Origin of the sequence: Liquorilactobacillus mali KCTC 3596 = DSM 20444 (assembly GCF_000260415.1) — a bacterium.
Classification (GTDB): domain Bacteria; phylum Bacillota; class Bacilli; order Lactobacillales; family Lactobacillaceae; genus Liquorilactobacillus; species Liquorilactobacillus mali.
The window spans coordinates 1-18,843 of record NZ_BACP01000056.1 but is presented as its reverse complement, the minus strand read 5'-3'; the positions used below and the strand labels follow the sequence as shown (position 1 = coordinate 18,843).

Here is an 18,843-nt window from a genome sequence, read left to right as displayed (position 1 = left end):
TTTATACATACTATCCCTTAATTTTCAGAAAAAGAACCCGATAAAGATTTATAGGCGTTTAATGAAAAGGAGTGTTTAATTGGATGAAAAGCAAAAAAAGTTTGGGAAGGTTTGTCTGGAATTTGTTAGTATGGTTCATTGTTGCAACTGCTCTTTTAATCATGCTTTTTTCATATCTTTCGACGAAAAACATGTTGACCACACGTAATGAAAGCAGTCAGAAAGGTGCTGTTAATACTCTTGTTGCAAGTAATAACGATTTACATACCTCAATAAATCAAGAGCTAGAAAGTCTAGCATCATCTTCCGTTTTCACAAAAACAAATTACAATTCTAAAGATGTTCGCTATGCATTAAAAATGGCAAAAAAAGGCAATGTCGCAATGAAACAAATTGAATTTGGCTCTACTAATGGAGAAATGATTACCTTTGTTAAATTACCTTCAGGATTTGACCCACGTGAACGTCCTTGGTATAAGGGAGCAATTCAGAAAGATGGAGAAGTATTTTGGACAAGTCCCTACAAGGATGCTGGAACTGGTAAAATGCTAACTACAGCCGCAATTGCCGTGAAAAACAATCAAGGAAAGATAGTCGGTGTTTTAGGAATTGATCTATCATATTCTGGTGTCCAAAAGACAATTTCAGGCTTGAATATTGGAAGAACAGGTAGCGTAACATTAGTATCTAAAAACGGAACAATAATTGCCTCACAGGGTAAATCGGAAAAATATACTTTTAACAGCGGTAAAAGTATCACGAAGAATATAGTGTTTAAGGCGCTCAAAGCTGCAAAACAAAAACAAGGAACTCTGAAAGTTAAAAATAGTGATACCGCTCAAATTGTATATAACAAAAAGGGGAACGAATGGTCCTTTTCTGTTGTAGATCAAAATGACTTACAAACAGAATTGCATACCTTACTAATGATCTCAATTGTTACTATGCTCGTATTAATAATTATCGTATCATTTTATGCATTGTATGCTTCGAAATTCATTAAAGAAACTGTTTCCATATATATCCAACATTTTGAGGCTGCAAGTAAAGGAAAACTCACAAAAATAAGTTATTCTAGTGAAAATAAGAACTTCTTTAGAATTATCTTCCACCCAAAAGAATTAGGACATAGATTCAGTAAACCAGATGAAAACGGACACGAGTTTAACCAAATCTCCTTTCATTACAATAGAATGGTCGATGCTGTAGGTAGGGTAATTGACAGTGTACAAAAAGAAAGTGTTACAGTTGCAGATAAGTCTGAGTCATTATTATCTTTGTCACAGCAAACAAGCAAGGCAACAGAAGAAGTTGCACAAGCCATTACGGGTGTTGCTGAAGTAACTACTTCACAAGCACAGGAAACCTCTGATAGCGTGGGTCAACTAGAAACCTTAACCACTATTATTGATAACTTAGGAATTAAAATTGAGAATATGATGAAGCACTCACAAAATTCTGGTAAGATGAATCAGGAAAACCTTACACTTTCCAACCATGTTGCCAACAATTGGGAAGACGAATTAGCTAAAACAAAGGAACTAGGCGAAAGTATCAAGGACTTGAATAAACAAGTTCAAAACGTTAACAAGATCGTATCTGTTATCAGCGGTATTACACAACAAACTAATTTACTAGCTTTAAATGCTTCAATTGAAGCTGCAAGTGCAGGCGAGGCTGGAAAGGGATTCGCAGTTGTTGCAACAGAAATTAGGAAGCTTTCCGATCAGAGTAAGACTTCAACTAAAGAAATTAGTGATATTTTAGGGAAGATACGCAATGATGCTGATGAGATTGCCAATAAAATGAATGACTCTATTGAGGGTGGAGAAAAACAAACCAAATTAATTGAACAAGCTATTACATCGTCCAAAAATGTTTTCGATGTAAATCAAGAACTAATCTTTGGAATCAAAGAAGTTGAGGAGGCTAGCCAAAAAATCGAAAAAATTCAACATAAGGTTCAGACAAGTTTGGAAAATATTGCTGCTTCCACAGAAGAAAATTCAGCTGGCACGGAGGAAGTCTCAGCAAATTCAGAGGAAGTACAAGCATCAATGGAAGAATTTACTAATCATGTAGCTCAGCTGCAAGCATCTTCTACCACATTAAAAAAAGTCATCGAGAAATTTGACTTTAAAAAATAATTTTATTACTGCTCATTACAAGTATCATATCGTTAACTCAGAGTAAAAAGAGGAGGCAAGTCAAAAATTAAATTCTGACTTGCCTCCTCTTTAATTGCATATAAAAATGTTCTTAAAGTTCATAAAAAATATACTTTATCGCTTAAAGAGTTTTTTATTTTTCGACATTCTTTTTCTTCGTCTAAAAAATTGCAAAAATAAAAGTTTTATTAATTTATTATTATAAGTTATGCTTTCGATGGTATGTGAAGGCCGTGCATAAGTCTCTCCTACTAGATAGGCAAACTGTTCAATACTTACTTTAAGGAACTCAACAGCAAGTACCTCAGATGCTATCCATACGACCCTAACATTCAAATACTGATCATCAACCATTAATTTTCCTTGATAATTACCTAACAATAGCTTTTTTTTGGAAATAAAATGAATTCGAGCACCACTTTCATTCCAATCAATTATGTTTGCTTCAAGCTCGACAGATTCTCCTTTTGATGAAACTAGGGACAGCTTTCCTTTTCTATGACTCTCAAATCGTTCTGCCTTCCTTAACCGAGGCCTTTCAATACATAAAAAAATTGCTAAAACTAAAGTTATCAAGTTATATCCAATCCAAAATACATTAATGTAAACGCTACTTAAATTTGTAGATTGGGTCATCAAATATACTACCTTAATCAAACTAACAACTGACAAAAAAGTAATTAATACCAACGGCCACCCAAATTTAAAATTAAATTTCGATTTAGTTGTATTTATCCCCTTCCGTGTTACAGCAAAATTTTTCTGCTTTCTTCCGACTAATTCCGATAAAATTGCATATGCTATATGAGGGGCAGTAGCAGTTTCATACAGGTTACTTAGCATTACATTCTGCCTACCTTGTCCAACTAATTTAAATGCCAATTGTGTAGCTATAAACATTGGCACCCAAATCAATAATAATTGACTGAAAGTTGCATTCAAACTTGAAAAACCAAATAAGATGTACCACAGTGGAGCTATCAAAAAAATTATTTTTCGTATTCCAAAAAACCAATAATTAATACCATCAATATAGAGTAGCTTCTGCATTGAGGTCAATCCCTTCAAAAATAAGGGATTCCACTTTTTTGCTACTTGAATATTTCCACGACCCCAACGATCTCGCTGCTTAATAAGGTCTTGAAAGGTCTCAGGAGCTAGCCCAATTGCGAGGTTTTCATTTACAAAACCTGTTTTCTAGCCTTTAGCTTGTAGCAACATTCCAGTTGCCATATCTTCAGTAAATTAAGCTAACTAAAAAAGCTTATAAAAATTATTTACTAAGATATACTCATTTCTAAACTCCCACTAACATAAACCCCATATATCAATATTTTTATTTGATCATATCAAAATACCGTAGCAGGAAAACAAATAGCTTTTCTCGTTACGGTATATTTTTTGAAGATATTTTTTTAATAGTTCAAATTCTAATTAACAAATTACCTATTTTCTTTTTAAATGTATTAGCTGTTTTCTTTCGTTCAACAATATGATTTATGAATTTTCACTATGTTTAAACAAGTACAAGTCAATTACCACTACCAAACAATATTTATCTATGCTTTTGAAAGTTTCTGGAATCTTAATTTCAGGAGTAATATCAATTATCCATTTCTTGCAGTAAACTATATAAAGCACCATATAAGTTAGCACTATTTTCAAATTTGGCTTTTTTTATATCTGGACGCTTTAAAGTTTCTTTGACTAAAGGCAGCTCTGACAATATTTCATCGTATTCTTCATTAATTGTTTTAACTAACAATGGTTGTCCACTTATACCGCCACCAATTGCATAAGTTGACAAATCAACTACACTTTGAACATTCAAAATGAGATAGGCAATACGACGACAATATGTCCTAAAGATATCCCAAGCCTGTTGATTTTGCTGACTAAGTAGTTCAAAAACAGCTAGCCCGTCCTTTTTATCAGGTAAATCTAAAGTTATTGCAATCTGTTCAATCATTTTAACGGCTGAACAACTCATTCCAACCATTTTATCATAACCATCAAGTTGATAATTATTAATCATGAAACTCAATTCACCTGCTTGAAAATGACTACCAGGTAATAATTGATTATTAATAATAATTCCACCACCTACTCCTGTGCCAAGAATGATGGCAGCTGAATTAGGCTTATTTTGCAAAGAACCCAGCCATAACTCCGCTAAAGCACCAGCTTTACCATCATTTTCAACTGCCACTGACAAGCCATCAAATTGGTTTTGAATTAACTCTTTAAAATTCAACTGATCCAAGAATGGTAATGATCCACCGTAGTATACGATGCCTTTTTGAGAGTTAACCTTCCCAGGAACGCTGATTGCCACACCAAAGATTCCTTGCTGATACACAGCTATAATTTCTTTTAACTTTCTAATGAAAGATACTTTTTCAGTAGGTGTTGCCACCTGTTGTTTGAAGAGCAAATTACCAGAATGATCAATCAAACCGTATTTTAAATTAGTTCCACCAATATCTATACTCAAATAATTTCGCATATAATTCTCTCCTCTTTGCCAAACTATAAATATTCATCACTCTGTTCTTAAGACTTTAGGTACTTTCTAAGCAAATATGCTGGTGTGCAACTCCATGCGTGGCAATAACTATTAATTGCCATGCTCTGATACGGAGAAAAAGTCGGATTTTCAGGTTGAAATGCTTCCCAAAAAGTATCAGCACCATACTCAATCATGCTTCCCCAGTAACTCTTGATTAGATCGAGTGCTGCTGCTGAATGCTGTGTTTCAAATAATGCGGCACACACATGGTGATACATGTAAGGTGTCGCGATTCCAGAAATTGGGAAAAGTTCCTTTTGTGTTGTTTCCATTAGTGCATGATTTTCAGCAGGAGGTAAGACTTTTGCCAACGCCATCCAAACTTGGCTAGCAATACTAAATTCTTTCTCAGCTCCACTCATAAATAAGCCACGTTGCTGATCATACAACTTTTCAATTGCAAAATTAGTCAATTTATTCAAAATTTTCTGATAACTTTTAACCTCAACATTCATTTCTTTCGCCAGTTCTAAAAATTGTTTCACTACGTAGATTGTAACTGCTTGGGCGCAGGCCGCTTTATCAAACTCTTGCGACCAATCAATAAACACTGGCCATTTAGAGTTCAGTTCAATTTGGCCATCTTGATTCATTAACTGCAATGCCAGATCAAGCTGTTGTTGTGCTATTGGAAACAAATCTTTCAATACCGTTAAATCATGATAACGTTCAAAATAATCTGCTAAAGTTGAAACGAAAAACAAACTATAATCATACAAAAAAGTATCATCAGGAATTGGTTCTCTTTGCGTAAAAATATTGGCTGAAATTTGACCATCTTCAGTTGTCAATCCACCAAATAAATACAAACATCTTTTAACCAATTGTTGATTATCAAAAGTTGCATAGTTAGACAATGCCTGCAATCTTAAGTCACCTAACCACAAACGTCGATCGCGTTTAGGGCCATCTTCAAAAACATCCTGCATACAATCATGGAGTGTTTTACAGCTAACCTGATCAATCCGATCCAACACTGAGTCTCCTGAATTCAATTTTGAAACTTGATCTAGAGATACTGCACTTTCTGCTGTAAACAATGGTTCATTGAAAACAGCTTTCCATTTAGGTGATGTATCCAATACTTCTAGCATAATATAACGACAAGCATATCGACGAGGCATTTTCAAAAGTGAAGGTAAAACATCCAAATGTAGATATTCCTCTGCTAACCAAGAGCTGCTCAATAAGCCGTGGTAATCTTCGTGAATGGTTCCTAACTCAACTGGCAATTCAGCAAATACAACATGTAACCAAAGTGAAGCGTCCATTGGCGAACCAACTGAATCAATTTTTATTTGAAAATTACCAACATGATGATCGCCAAGATCTAATATCACACGCTCTCCTTTACCAAATGCCATTTGGTTCAATTCTGTAATTCGATGTGACAATGGTGCAACACGATAGCCAAATAATTCTTCATGATCAGGAACAATCTCAACAGTTCTTTGTGGTACAATTTTTTCGAATTTTAACTCTGGTTTAGCTTGTTGCGCCTTCTCAAGCAATTTAGAATTGTGTTTAAATTTAATCATTTGATTCTTTTGAAATTCCATTATTCAACATCTTCCTTTCTCTATACTATGCTGCATCTTTTCTTCTACTAGAATTAATCTTTACGATTACTATCAATGAAATAATCGATAGTGTAATCATCAGAAAACCTGCGTTTAAAATTGCAGTTTTACCTGATACTCCTAATATTTCCCCCGCGTATGGTGATAAAAAAGATCCTAAATTTGAACCAACTAATGTAATTGAGGTATATAATGGCGCCTTTTTAGGTGAAGATGTCTCACTGATCCGAATAAAAATATATGGGATAATCATCGCACTAACAATTCCCATTATCACACACAGGATGTAAATTAATTCAACACTTTTAGATATACTGATGAATGCCATCCCAATTCCTGATGCAATCAAACCCATTGGCAATAAATATTTACGCAAAACTTTGTAACAATAACCGAATAAAATTCCTCCAGCAACGCTGGCAAAGTTATAAATACTCCATGCATTGCTTGCCTGAGTAGCAGTTCCAATTTTACTTTCAACAAAAAATGTTGGTAACTTAATTGCTAAAACCATAATTGCAATCAAAATTAGGAAGGTTAGAATCGCTAATGTTGCAACTAATAATTTCGAATCCTTTTGAACATTTTGACCTTTATCTTGAGCCTCTGCTAGTTCCTTTTGCTGCTCAACTTCTTGCCGTTCTACTGCACCAGTTTTTTCTGGATCTGGAACAAAAAAGATAAACAATAACAAGGTTGGGACAAATAGCAAATATACCCAATAAGCTGCATGCCAATTAATGTTAAGAAGTTGCCCCGCAAAATATGTCATTAATGATGTGCCGACTCCAGCAATCGCTGAGCGCCACCCCATCAACTTAGCCCTCTCATCACCAAAGAAGAAAACTCCAATTAGACTAATTGCTAGTGGGTTGGCTAGCCCTATCCCAACACCTAACACTGCACGTGATACTAAAATTATAGTAAAATTAGTTGAAAAAGCTGGAATAATCGAACTAACAGTTGCAGTTGTCGATCTAACACAAGAAATCGGTGAATTATTTGTAAAACGAGTTAGGGCAGCACAAAACTTCTCCAATTCAAGCTTGATTTTTTTAATTCAAGATTATATTTTTAAACATTTAAATGAACCTGTTAATTTGACAATCATGGCAGAACAACTGGGTTATTCCAAAAACTATCTCTGTTATTCATTCAAACAAGCTACAAACCAAACTATTGTCAATTATGCGAATGAACAGAAAATACGTGAGATACAGAGTCAACTAGTTTTCTCAAATAAAACTGTTACTGAAATTGCAGCAATGCTAGGCTTTTCAGATCAAAGTTATTTGACCAAACTTTTCAAAAAATATTTAAATACTACACCTACACGTTTCAGAAAAAAATATCACATTTAAAAAAACGTAGCTCTATGTTATTCACTATTTTTCAAACTATTTTAATGTTATTACATTGTCAGTTCATTGTATCCATCAATTGCCATCACTGTCCTTTTACTGCTGTATTTGAAATAAGTTATATTAATTATTCATATTTCCAGTTAAACTATCACCTTTTTTGATGTGATATGACAGATATTCCAACCATATAAAAAAAGCGGCTGATACTAATATTGCAACTAATCATAAATCAATTCATATGCGTTTCTTAGGAAAAGTATTTTTTCTCTGTTCCACAACTACTTCACTCTCTCAATAATTTAATTTATCAAAATTTTTTTAATTCTCATGACAACTATTGTAATTATTCTTATACAAACTCAACTTTCATTTAAAAAAGATTAAAGGTTCTTTTTATAACTAATGGTTCTCGTCTTTTCAAATTAATTGAATTTGATTAAAACACCATTATTTGATACAAAATTTAAAACTAATACGATAGATTAAGCAATCAAATATGATAAGTATACAAAAAAAGACTAGATCAAAATTTAAATTTTTGAACTAGTCTTTTTTCATATTAAAGCTATGCAACTTAGTATTATAAAAGCTCATCGTTACTAATATCCATTAAGTATTAGTGTAATTCCAATCCCTATTAGCGCTACTCAAAATATTATGGCACTCCCAAGACCTGCAAGCAAAAAATTTGAAGTATTCTTCCCCACTATTTTTCTTGGTTCTTACGAATACTCCTCTAACTGTATAAAACTCCCATATTCCTAAAAGAATACAAATAATTCCTGCTGTTATTTTAAGTATCATAGATACTTCTAGTTTGAAATACCAAGTATATAAAGAAAGTTTCTTTAATATTATTCCTATTTTTAAGACATGTTCACACATACAACAAAAGCCCTCCGAAGAGAGCTCTTTAAATCCATCAGTAAAATTGATAAATTTCATATACTAGCCAATTTTGCCCACCTTAATCAGCTAATAGAATCTAGAATTGATCAATTAATATCTGGCGAATTTCATCTAAGCTAGGCTGGCGTGGATTAGCTGGCGTACACTGATCGTTATAAACCAAGTCCACTAATTTATCCAGGGAAACTTCAAACTTTTCCTTAGTAACGCCATTAGCTGATAATTTTGGTGTAACATCAACTGAGGCCATTAACTCTTCAATCTTTTGGCAAAGTTTTTCAACCAATTCAGCATCGTCTTTACCTTGAAGGCCGATAAAACGTGCAATATCAGCATAGTCCTTTTGTCCGCTATAAACTTCATAGCGAGGGAAAGGTGTCCGTTTAACCTTACCGGCAACACCATTGAAACGAACAACATGCTGCATTGCAATAGAGATCGCTAACCCATGAGGTAATCCAAATTCACCACCAGTTTTATGTGCTAATGAATGATTAATTCCTAAGAAAGCATTCGCAAATGACATTCCAGCTAAACAAGCAGCGTAATGCATATTCTCACGAGCTTTTTCTCCTCCACTTGTTGGGTTTTTTGCGTCAAATTTGTATGATTCACCCAGGTTTTCAAAAACCAACTTGATTGCCTGCAATGCCCATGGACGAGTGAAGTCCGAGGCCATCACCGAAACATATGATTCGAGTGCATGTGACAAAGTATCGAGTCCTGACCAAGCAACCGTACGTTTTGGAACTGTCATAACAAATTCTGGATCAACAATCGCAATCTGTGGCGTCAACTCATAATCAGTTAATGGATATTTAACATGTGTATTATCATCAGTGATAACTGCGTATGGTGTCACTTCGGAACCTGTACCGGAAGTCGTTGGAACAGCTACTAACTTAGTATTCAATTGATGATGGAACTTAACAATTCGCTTCCTGATATCAATAAACTTCTGCTGTAAGCGCGTGAAGAGTTCACTTACCTGATCGTAACTATCTAAGAATCCTTCAGGCTGGTCAAGAGAGTACTCATAAATGAAGCGTGCAATCTTAGCAGCATCCAAAGCCGAACCACCACCAATAGCAATAATAGTGTCTGGCCCAAATTGAGCCATCTGTTTCGCAATTTCAATCGTTTGCCCTAGCGTTGGATCAGGCCTAACTGTCCCGTAAATCGAAGTCTTTACAGGTTCATCACGTAACGATAATTGTTCATAAAGCTTATCAACAAAGCCGAATTTTACCATTCCGGGATCGGCAACAACAAAGGCACGATTGATATTTTCAACTTGATCTTGCAGATAGGAAACTGCATTTTTCTCATAGTATATTTTTTCTGGTAAACGAACCCATTGAGGTCGATTACGACGTTTAGCAACAGTCTTTACATTTAATAAATCACTAGTCGATAAATTATGTGACAATGAATTTTTCCCCCATGATCCAGTTCCGAGTGTCATACTTGGACGCAGTGCATCAGAATAAATATCGCCTATTCCACCAAGTGAATCTGGTTGATTGACCAAGATTCGAGCAGCCTTAGTCTGATCTGCATAATCATTAATAAATGGATCTGATTGCGAACCAATTTGAATAGCTGCGTTATGACCGGCACCTTGATAATTGAGTAACTTGCTGACAATTTCGATTCCATCTTGACGATCTTTCGCTTTGTAAACCGACAACAGTGGCGAAAGCTTCTCAGAAGAGAGCTTCTCGCCGATATTCTTCGGATCAAGCTCAAACAACATAACGTCTTTATCTTCTGGTAAAACAACTCCTGATTGCTCTGCAATCCATCTAGCAGGTTTCCCAGCAACTGGTCCATTAACACCATGTCGATCGTTGAAAACAAAGTCAGCAACTTTTTGATAGTCCTTCTTAGGAACAATATAGGCGCCTTTATCTTGCATCTTTTTCAACCAGTCATTATAAACAGGTGATTCAACAACAACAGAGTTTTCAGTTGCACAAATCATCCCATTATCAAACCTTTTAGACAACAGTAAATCTTCGACTGCTCGGTCCAAATCCGCCGTATGATCTACAAAGATTGCTCCATTCCCCGCGCCTACACCCATTGAAGGATTTCCAGATTTCAATGCAGCATTAACCATTCCGGGGCCACCAGTAGCTAAAATTGAAGCAATTTTTGGATTACGAATCAAGGCTGTCGTATTGTCCAAACTTGGCACTTCAATCCACTGAACGATATTTTTGGGAGCACCCGCAGCAATTGCAGCATCATACAGTATTTTAGCTGCATGAGCAGAACATTTTTGTGCTTGTGGATGAAAGGCAAAGATAATTGCATTTCGTGTTTTGAGAGCCAGCAAAGTTTTAAACATTGCTGTTGACGTCGGATTAGTAGTAGGAACAATTCCAGCTAAAACTCCCAGTGGGGCAGCAATTTTAACTTGACCAGCAACTTTATCTTCTCCAATAATACCTACTGTTTTTTCGTTTTTAATTAGATTATAAATATTTTCAGTTGCAAAGCGATTTTTTGTATCCTTATCTTCAACAACACCACGTTGAGTTTCATCAACTGCCTCATGTGCCAATAACAAAGCTGCTTCAGAACCAGCTAGTGCTGCAGCTGCAACAATCTTATCAACCTCAGCTTGAGTGTAAGAGGCATAAGATCTTTCTGCAATCAAGGCTTTCTCAACTAAGCTACCAGTATAAGCTTCTGCCTGTTCATATTGTTTCGCTTTTTCTTCAGGGGAAAGCGCTTTTTTAACTTTTTTTGTAATTGTCATGTGTTAATCCTCCCTAAATGTCAATTTTGCTTTAATATTTGTGAAAATAATCACTATTTTGTTACAAGTTTATAATACCGCTTTCACTTGTGAATTACAACACTTAATAAAAATAAAATCAACATGAGCTTTTTAATTTACAATTACCTACAAATAAGCAATTATAAATAATTTAAATTAATAATTGACAAAAAAATTAATAGTGTTACCATTTTGTGTGAATATAATCACATGTATGAAGGGAGATTTTGTTGATGAAGAAAGTATTATCAATCAATTCCGGTAGTTCATCATTGAAAATCAGCTTGTTTGCAATGCCCTCTGAGCAACGCCTAGCAAAAATTATGGTTGATTACTCAAATGAAACTAATCAACTAGTGACCATCACATTACCAAATCATGAATTAATCGCACAACACTACACGGGGAAAATTACACCCGTTGAACTCGCTTTGGATTTATTGAAGAAACACCAAATTATTACTACTTCGCAAGAAATTACTGCGATTGGCCACCGCATTGTTGCAGGTGGAGAACTTTTTCAACATTCAACAAAAATTACACCAGAAGTAATACAAAAATTAGAAAGCATCAGCGAACTAGCCCCTCTCCATAACCCAGCAAACATAGCCGGAATTTTGGATGCGGAACTACTATTACCCAATTGTCCTCAAATTGCTGTCTTTGATACTTCTTTTCATACTGATCTACCACCAGAAAACTTTTTGTATGCATTACCACTTGAATATTACCGCAAATATAAGGTTAGAAAATACGGTGCACATGGTACAAGTCACCGCTTTGTTGCACAACAGGCAGCAAAAATGTTGAAGTTACCACTAAGTAAATTGAAATTGATTACATTACATCTAGGCTCTGGAGCTTCGGTAACAGCAATTAAAAATGGTAAAAGTTTTGATACTTCAATGGGGTTTTCTCCTCTAACAGGACTGATGATGAGTACTCGCTGCGGCGATGTTGATCCATCAGCCTTGGTCTATTTGCTGAAACATCACGCCTTTTCAAATATGGATGAGTGCATGAAAGTTTTAAACCAACATTCTGGTTTACTGGGTGTATCTGAAGTCAGCCGAGATATGCGCGAAATTGAACGTGAATCTACAAGAAATCCACAAGCTGAACTAGCAATAAAAATGTTTGTAAAACGAATTTGCGATTATATCGGAGCATACTGGCTTGAATTGGGTGGTGCCGACGCTCTAGTTTTTACTGGGGGAATCGGTGAAAATGATAATCACGTACGAGAATTGATTTGCGAACGTCTAAATTGTTTAGGAATTAAATTTGAGTCAATACAAAATCAGTATCATGACTCACCTTTTGACTTTGCAACTGCTGACAGTCAAGCACACTTATTAGTGATTCCAACTGACGAAGAACTGATGATTGCCAGAGATACTTATGAGCTGACTTCAACCAAACAATCATTTAGCAAATCTGCAGTTAATTATTAGTACGCTCGCTAAAAAAAATCTTCTTCTTCCTGGGGGCTGGGTCAAAAGTTAACTTTTGACCCAGCTCTTCTATTTATTCCGGATAAACGTGTTCCATAAATCAAAAGTTTCCGCCTAACCTCGAATTACTCATAGCAAATTACTCGCTATGTTCGTAATTTCTTGTTAGTACTCAAATTTTACCGACTTATGTCACACTCCCCTCTATTTTATTTCGCACAAACGTGTTCCATTTCTTTCCTATATGGTGTAATTTGTAATGTAATTTTGGGAATTTAAAAAGCGTGGTGCCTTTACCATGCTTTTTAACAAAAATTTAATCCTTTAAGTGTTTCTTTATGAATTCTGCAACTGGTAATCTGAAATCTAAATAATACTCTTCTAACTCTTGTCGTGACCAGTCCCACCAGGCAATACGTTCCAAATCAGTTTTAATTTCATCTGGAAAACGCTCTTTGATCACTTTTGCTGATACTCCGCCAACAATCGTGTATGGCTCAACATCATGTGTTACCACAGCTCCTGATCCAATTACTGCACCATCACCAACTGTTAGACCCGATTGAATAATTGCGCCATGACCTATCCAAACATCATTCCCAATTGTTGTCCTTATTTGTTGGCGTTTTTCCAAAAAAGCAGTATCTTTTTGAGGAAAGCCATATGATGCACCATTATACGAAAAAATATGCTGTGAAACACGATCATACGGATGGTTAGTTGGTCCAATTCGAACTTGGGCAGCTATGCTAATGAATTTTTTTAAATCACTATTTTGCATGAAACAATACTGACCAGTATAATCATAATCGCTAATTACACAATTATCGATCAAATTATTTTCTCCTAATTCGACCCATTGTCCTAATGTTGACCGTTTTATTTGGGTTCCTTTGCCAATTATCGGTGTGTCTCTTGACAATTTTGGAAATTCAATATGCATCATTCAGGCCCTCTTTCTCAATAACTTGCTTATGCTTAGTTTGTTTAGCATCATCATTATAAAGCAATGGTCATTGATGTACAAAATAAAAGTAATTACCAAATTAAATTACTTTTATAAACTCAAACATATGCCATTTTTAGACTAGATAAGCCAATCATTTTGCAATAGATAGTGATTATTATAAGTAACAGGGATCCATAGTTTAGCTTCACAAATACTTTGCAATGTTTGCCATAGTACTGGATCTCTTCTTTCTTTTTTTGTTAATTTAACTTTTAAAAACTGGCCTGTTATTGACCGAGCTATAACAAGAGGATAAATAACTTTCATTATTTGCGTAGTAACAATACCAGATATTTTATTCTTTTGATCATCTATAAGCATAACGATTTCTCCTTACATTACAGTAATTCTTTACAAATTATAGTATTTGTTTTATTAAGTCAGATAATATTTCTTTTTATCGCTACAGCGATTGCTTGTGCTCGGTTAGAAACATCTAAAAGTGTATAAATCTCAGTTAAATGCGCCTTCACCGTTCTTTCTGTGGTAAATAATTTTTGTCCAATTTGTTTATTAGTTAAGCCATTAGCCACCATATTTAATACCTCAACCTGTCTATCTGATAGATTGAAATACTTTTTGGACTTATTTTTATTGATTTCATCAATAATTTCAGTACTCAGAGCTACATAGTCATCGTTACTTACAACTTTTTCAATATTATTAACTATATCGTCTGGGTCCTCATCTTTTAACAAATAACCCTGAACACCTAATGAGAGCATATTCATCACCGCATACCGATCAATTTCGGTAGACAAAATAATTATTTTTGAAGTTATGTTTACTGCTTTAATAAACTCTATTCCATCCATCCGTGGCATTAATACATCCACTAGAATCACATCGGGTAAACTATCTTTTAATCCCTTGATAGTTTCTAAAGCCTCAATTCCATCAGATGCACTAGCTACTACCTTTAAATTTTCCCGAGTATTGATGATTCCTGCCAAACCGTTACGGACAATCGGATGATCATCAATAACCATGATTCTATGCACCATTTATTTTCCCTCCTATTGGAATTTCAACAAGAACAATAGTTCCAACTTCTGGCGTACTCCATATCTTAAGATCTCCACCATGTGCTTTTGCTCTTTCTCTAATACCTATCAAGCCATAATGATCATGTCGTTGTTGGTACTTTTCAGGAAATGGTATCCCATTATTTATAATTTTAACAATTAATTTTTCTTTTTTGATGTAAACGTCAACTTGGGCCTTGTCAGTATCTGCATGACGTATTACATTAATTAATGCTTCATTAATCATTCTTAGCACATCAATTAAAAGATTACTAGGTAATTCAAGATCCTCGGTAATATTAATATCAGTAACTAGACCGTATCTTTTCTTCAAAAGTTGTGTTTTTTCAAGCACCTTAGCCTTTACAGTTAATTTAATATCTTCGTCTTTAATTTTACGATATTCCGCAATTGTCTTTCGTGAATCACCTATCGCCTCCTTGGTAAGTCTTTGAGTATCCCTAAGACTTTTGGCAGCGCTATCGAAGTTCTTCTTCTGTACATGATTTTCAATTATAGCTAACTGTAAATTGATACCAACTAAATCTTGGACTAATGTATCATGCAAATCTCTGGCGAGTTTCTGCTTTACTTCACGTGTTGTTAGACGTGCAACTTCTTTATAAGCATCATTTAATTCATTATTTAGCTGTTGTAATTCAATCTTTTTTTTATAATTAGCATTAATCATTGAATAGTAATATCTTGAAACAAAAACCAGTGCAACAATTGATTCAAGTATGAAAAATTCACTCTCCAAATCACTAATAATAAGACCTAAAATCAATAATAAAATAATATATCCTAAAGAAAATGGATTAACCCATCTTTTACTATTGATAAACGTTATTTCTTCAATAACAACTACGGGCAAAAAACCGACTAGGAATGTAAGAGCAGAGGTTGGATTATAAATCATCAAGCCTCCCATAACAAGTGATATCATAATTTGGATACTGAGAACTAAATTAACAGTCTTAAATATTTTCAATAGTTTACGAGCTGTAAAAAGAATTATCACGTGTAGAAAAATTAAAAAACCTGCCATATACGTTATTAATCCTAGCCGGGAATAAGAAAGATAGAGAGAAAAAACAAAAATAAAACACATCCATAATAATATCAACCACTTACCCTTAATAAAAAAAATATCTTTGATTTCAGTTTTAGTTGTTGAGACGGACATTTTTAATTCCTCCTTTCTAATGAAAAAAAGAGGAAATTATTTTCCCCTTCATAAACCACTACTCGACATCAATATGGGGCAGTATTTTGTCTAACCATTTTGGCAAATACCAATTTTTATTTCTAAAAATAGCAATCATTGCTGGAACAAGAATCATTCGTACGATAAACGCATCAAACAAAATTCCCAAGGTTAGGACAATCCCAATCGATTTAACTGTTGAATCACCTGCAAAAACGAAGCCCATAAAGACTGCTGTCATAATCAGAGCCGCAGCAAAAACTGCCTTACCACTACTTTTCAAGCCCTCCAATACTGCCCTTTTATTATCCTTAGTCTGATTGTAAACCTCTCGAATTCGGCTGACAAGAAAGACCTCATAATCCATTGCGAGTCCAAATAAAATCCCAATAACCAAAACTGGGGCAAAATTCAGGATGGCACTTTTGCCAGTCAATCCTACCAAATTTTGCATATGCCCATCTTGAACAATAAAAACTAGCGTTCCTAATGTGGCTAGCAAGGATAACACAAAGCCACCAACAGCGACAGTTGGTATCAATAATGATCTGAAAACAATCATCAACAAAATAAACGAAAATACGACAATGATTGCAGCAAACTTAGGTAAGGCCTTCATTAAAGCATTTGACATATCAATATTGATAGCCGTTGAACCCGTGACCAGTAACTTAGGTATACCCGATTTTTCAGATTGCGATCTGATCTTATTAACCAATTTTTTGGTTGCAAGACTATTGCCATCAGTTTTGGGTGTTACTGTCAGCATGAAATAATTACCAGATTTACCATTACCTTGCATGGGTGGTGTAGTTGATGAAACATTTTTATCGTCTTTTATCGTCTTATACGCGGAATCCGCTTTAGCTTGATCTTTCGTGTGAGCTAAAACAACTAGAGTAGCACTGTTGCCAGCACCATAACCTTTTTTCATGAGATCATATGCCCGTCGTTCTGTGAATTTGGTACTCTTATTACCGTCAGTAGGAAGGCCTAAATTAATATGACTAAAAGGAATAGCCGTTATTATTAGCAGTCCAATCGAAGTAATTGCTAATAAAAATTTGTATTTATTAACAAATTTACCCCAACCATAATTTTTATTTGCTTTGGAAAATATTTTGAGGAATTTATTTTTCTTCTCACCAGTGGCAAATTTCCCCAATAAAACAATCATTGCTGGAACAAATGTCAATGAGGTAAATAGAGCAAATAAAACAGATATCGCTCCTGCAACTCCCATAACAGTTAAGAAACTTATTCCTAGGACGCTCATAGCAAGCAAGGCTACGATGACTGTTATTCCTGCAAAAATAACTGATTTACCGGCCGTTGTCATCGCTTTTGCCAGCGCATTCTTCCTAGCTAAGCCTTTTTTGATCTCTTGTTGGTATCTAGAAATAATGAATAACGCATAGTCAATACCGACAGCCAATCCGATCATACCGCTTAATGACAAATCCGCAGAAACAAACGTGATATGATGTGACAAAATCATAATTCCCATAACACTTATAGCCAGGCCAATCATAGCAGAAAGAATTGGTAATCCGGCCATTGCAAATGAGGCAAAAGTTATTGCTAAAATAATAACTGCTGCAATCAAACCATAAATTTCTGACTTCTCGCCAGTATCCATCTGGTTGATCGTTAAATCACCTGTTAATTCTGTTTGAATTCCCACATTTTTTGTCTTTTTAACTGCATTAAGTACACGATTTACAGATGTTTTTTTAAGATTCTCTTTCTTTTGTTTGTATACAATTGTGGCATAACCAATTGTATCTTTTTTTACAATATTTCCCTGCTGTGCAGGAGTCATCACAGCCTTAATATTCTTATCTTTCATTGCTTCTTGAACAAATTGATTAATTGCTTGAACTTTGTCTGCATCAGTCAATTTACCACTTTTTGCCCTGAAAACAACTTTCTCTGTAGCATTTTCAGATGATACAGAACTAAAATCTTTTTTTACAATATTCAAAGCAGTTTGTGATTCTGTTCCTTTCATTTCCAAACTTGCATCACTAAAATTTGAACCTTGATAGATTGCTGTGCCACCAATAATACCGGCCACTGCTAAGACTAACAAAATTGTTAATTTAGCATGTTTATAAATAAACTCACTTAAAGAACTTAAAAATTTTCCCAATAGTTACTCCTCCAATCAAAATAGTAACTACATATTCTCATAAAGGAATATTATTCGTAATGTACTAAAGGGAAAACTTATAAATAAATCGCTTAAATAAAAATATTATAAAATTTAGTCTTAATTTTAAAAGACTTTTATTTGTACTGTCTTTCCAAAATGAAGTAACAAAAAATTATATCAATTTAATACAAAAGAGCCTCACTTTTCTTTAAAAAAGCTGAGGCTCTTACTTGTTACACATCAAGTTATTACTCAATTCAAAGTAAAAAGTGAACAAATTACTACCGCGTGCACAATAAGTACAAATGAGCATTAATTTGCTCGCTTTATTAAAGTTAGATAGAAGTAATATCTTTCTTCAATGCATTTAAAATATTGGAAAAATCCGTTGGAGACAAATATCTTTCTTCTAAAACACTTTTAATGTCATCAATTCTTATACAAATTAACTTTTTCTCTGCAGCTGTCATTTCAATCACCCCCTTAAATTGTTCAATTTATATAAACCTGCCTTAGCAACTTAAAATATTATTTTTAGGCTACCCCAATTTATTATTTTAATATATAGAATTTAAATGTGCAATAATAATTTTACTTGCTACTCCGTGAAATTAT

13 protein-coding genes and 1 pseudogene are annotated in these 18,843 nt (G+C 34.4%); 3 read left to right on the top strand and 11 right to left on the bottom strand.

Features of this window, described 5'->3' with window-relative positions:
- Positions 1–83: 83 nt before the first annotated feature.
- Positions 84–2,147 carry a methyl-accepting chemotaxis protein gene (locus GSM_RS09445; RefSeq protein ID WP_003687513.1) on the top strand — a complete coding sequence of 688 codons (2,064 nt, stop codon included), beginning with the start codon at positions 84–86 and terminating at the stop codon, positions 2,145–2,147.
- Between the two features lie 135 nt (positions 2,148–2,282).
- Here the strand turns inward: GSM_RS09445 and GSM_RS09440 are convergent.
- The 4 genes and pseudogenes from GSM_RS09440 to GSM_RS09425 form a co-directional block, all read right to left on the bottom strand.
- A pseudogene (locus GSM_RS09440) lies at positions 2,283–3,347 on the bottom strand (glycosyltransferase family 2 protein); the annotation flags it as partial.
- Between the two features lie 424 nt (positions 3,348–3,771).
- The gene (locus GSM_RS09435) at positions 3,772–4,674 is read right to left on the bottom strand and encodes an ROK family protein (RefSeq protein ID WP_003687509.1); all 903 of its coding nucleotides are present in this window, start codon (positions 4,672–4,674) and stop codon (positions 3,772–3,774) included.
- Between the two features lie 47 nt (positions 4,675–4,721).
- A complete protein-coding gene (locus GSM_RS09430; protein WP_003687506.1) occupies positions 4,722–6,296 on the bottom strand; it encodes an alpha-L-rhamnosidase-related protein in 1,575 nt (524 codons plus the stop codon).
- 25 nt (positions 6,297–6,321) lie between these two features.
- Positions 6,322–7,236, bottom strand: coding sequence for an MFS transporter (locus GSM_RS09425; protein ID WP_235720371.1), 915 nt, complete (start codon positions 7,234–7,236; stop codon positions 6,322–6,324).
- Between GSM_RS09425 and GSM_RS15080 the strand changes: the two genes are divergently transcribed.
- Positions 7,190–7,678, top strand: coding sequence for a helix-turn-helix domain-containing protein (locus GSM_RS15080; protein WP_003687502.1), 489 nt, complete (start codon positions 7,190–7,192; stop codon positions 7,676–7,678). The genes GSM_RS09425 and GSM_RS15080 overlap by 47 nt on opposite strands.
- 988 nt (positions 7,679–8,666) lie before the next feature.
- Here GSM_RS15080 and adhE read toward each other — a convergent pair.
- Complete coding sequence (adhE, locus tag GSM_RS09410) at positions 8,667–11,357, bottom strand: bifunctional acetaldehyde-CoA/alcohol dehydrogenase (RefSeq protein WP_003687498.1); 2,691 nt, start codon at positions 11,355–11,357, stop codon at positions 8,667–8,669.
- A gap of 254 nt (positions 11,358–11,611) precedes the next feature.
- Here adhE and GSM_RS09405 point away from each other — a divergent pair, with 254 nt between their 5' ends.
- Positions 11,612–12,832 (top strand): acetate/propionate family kinase, encoded by a 1,221-nt coding sequence (locus GSM_RS09405; protein ID WP_003687496.1) that lies wholly within the window; start codon positions 11,612–11,614, stop codon positions 12,830–12,832.
- 316 nt (positions 12,833–13,148) lie between these two features.
- On the opposite strand, the gene GSM_RS09400 is transcribed toward GSM_RS09405, so the two are convergent.
- The 6 genes from GSM_RS09400 to GSM_RS15525 form a co-directional block, all read right to left on the bottom strand.
- Positions 13,149–13,775 (bottom strand): DapH/DapD/GlmU-related protein, encoded by a 627-nt coding sequence (locus tag GSM_RS09400; RefSeq protein ID WP_003687489.1) that lies wholly within the window; start codon positions 13,773–13,775, stop codon positions 13,149–13,151.
- A gap of 144 nt (positions 13,776–13,919) precedes the next feature.
- Positions 13,920–14,162, bottom strand: a complete 243-nt coding sequence (locus tag GSM_RS09395; RefSeq protein ID WP_003687488.1) for a hypothetical protein — start codon at positions 14,160–14,162, stop codon at positions 13,920–13,922.
- A gap of 59 nt (positions 14,163–14,221) precedes the next feature.
- Complete coding sequence (locus GSM_RS09390) at positions 14,222–14,845, bottom strand: response regulator transcription factor (RefSeq protein WP_003687487.1); 624 nt, start codon at positions 14,843–14,845, stop codon at positions 14,222–14,224.
- Complete coding sequence (locus GSM_RS09385) at positions 14,835–16,052, bottom strand: sensor histidine kinase (protein ID WP_003687485.1); 1,218 nt, start codon at positions 16,050–16,052, stop codon at positions 14,835–14,837. The genes GSM_RS09390 and GSM_RS09385 overlap by 11 nt, the downstream gene beginning before the upstream one ends.
- A 58-nt stretch (positions 16,053–16,110) precedes the next feature.
- Entirely contained in the window at positions 16,111–18,225 is a 2,115-nt protein-coding gene (locus GSM_RS09380) for an MMPL family transporter (protein WP_003687484.1), read from the bottom strand.
- Positions 18,226–18,563: 338 nt separating this feature from the next.
- On the bottom strand, positions 18,564–18,698 hold the full coding sequence (locus GSM_RS15525; protein WP_261974527.1) for a hypothetical protein: 135 nt from the start codon (positions 18,696–18,698) through the stop codon (positions 18,564–18,566).
- Positions 18,699–18,843 lie beyond the last annotated feature (145 nt).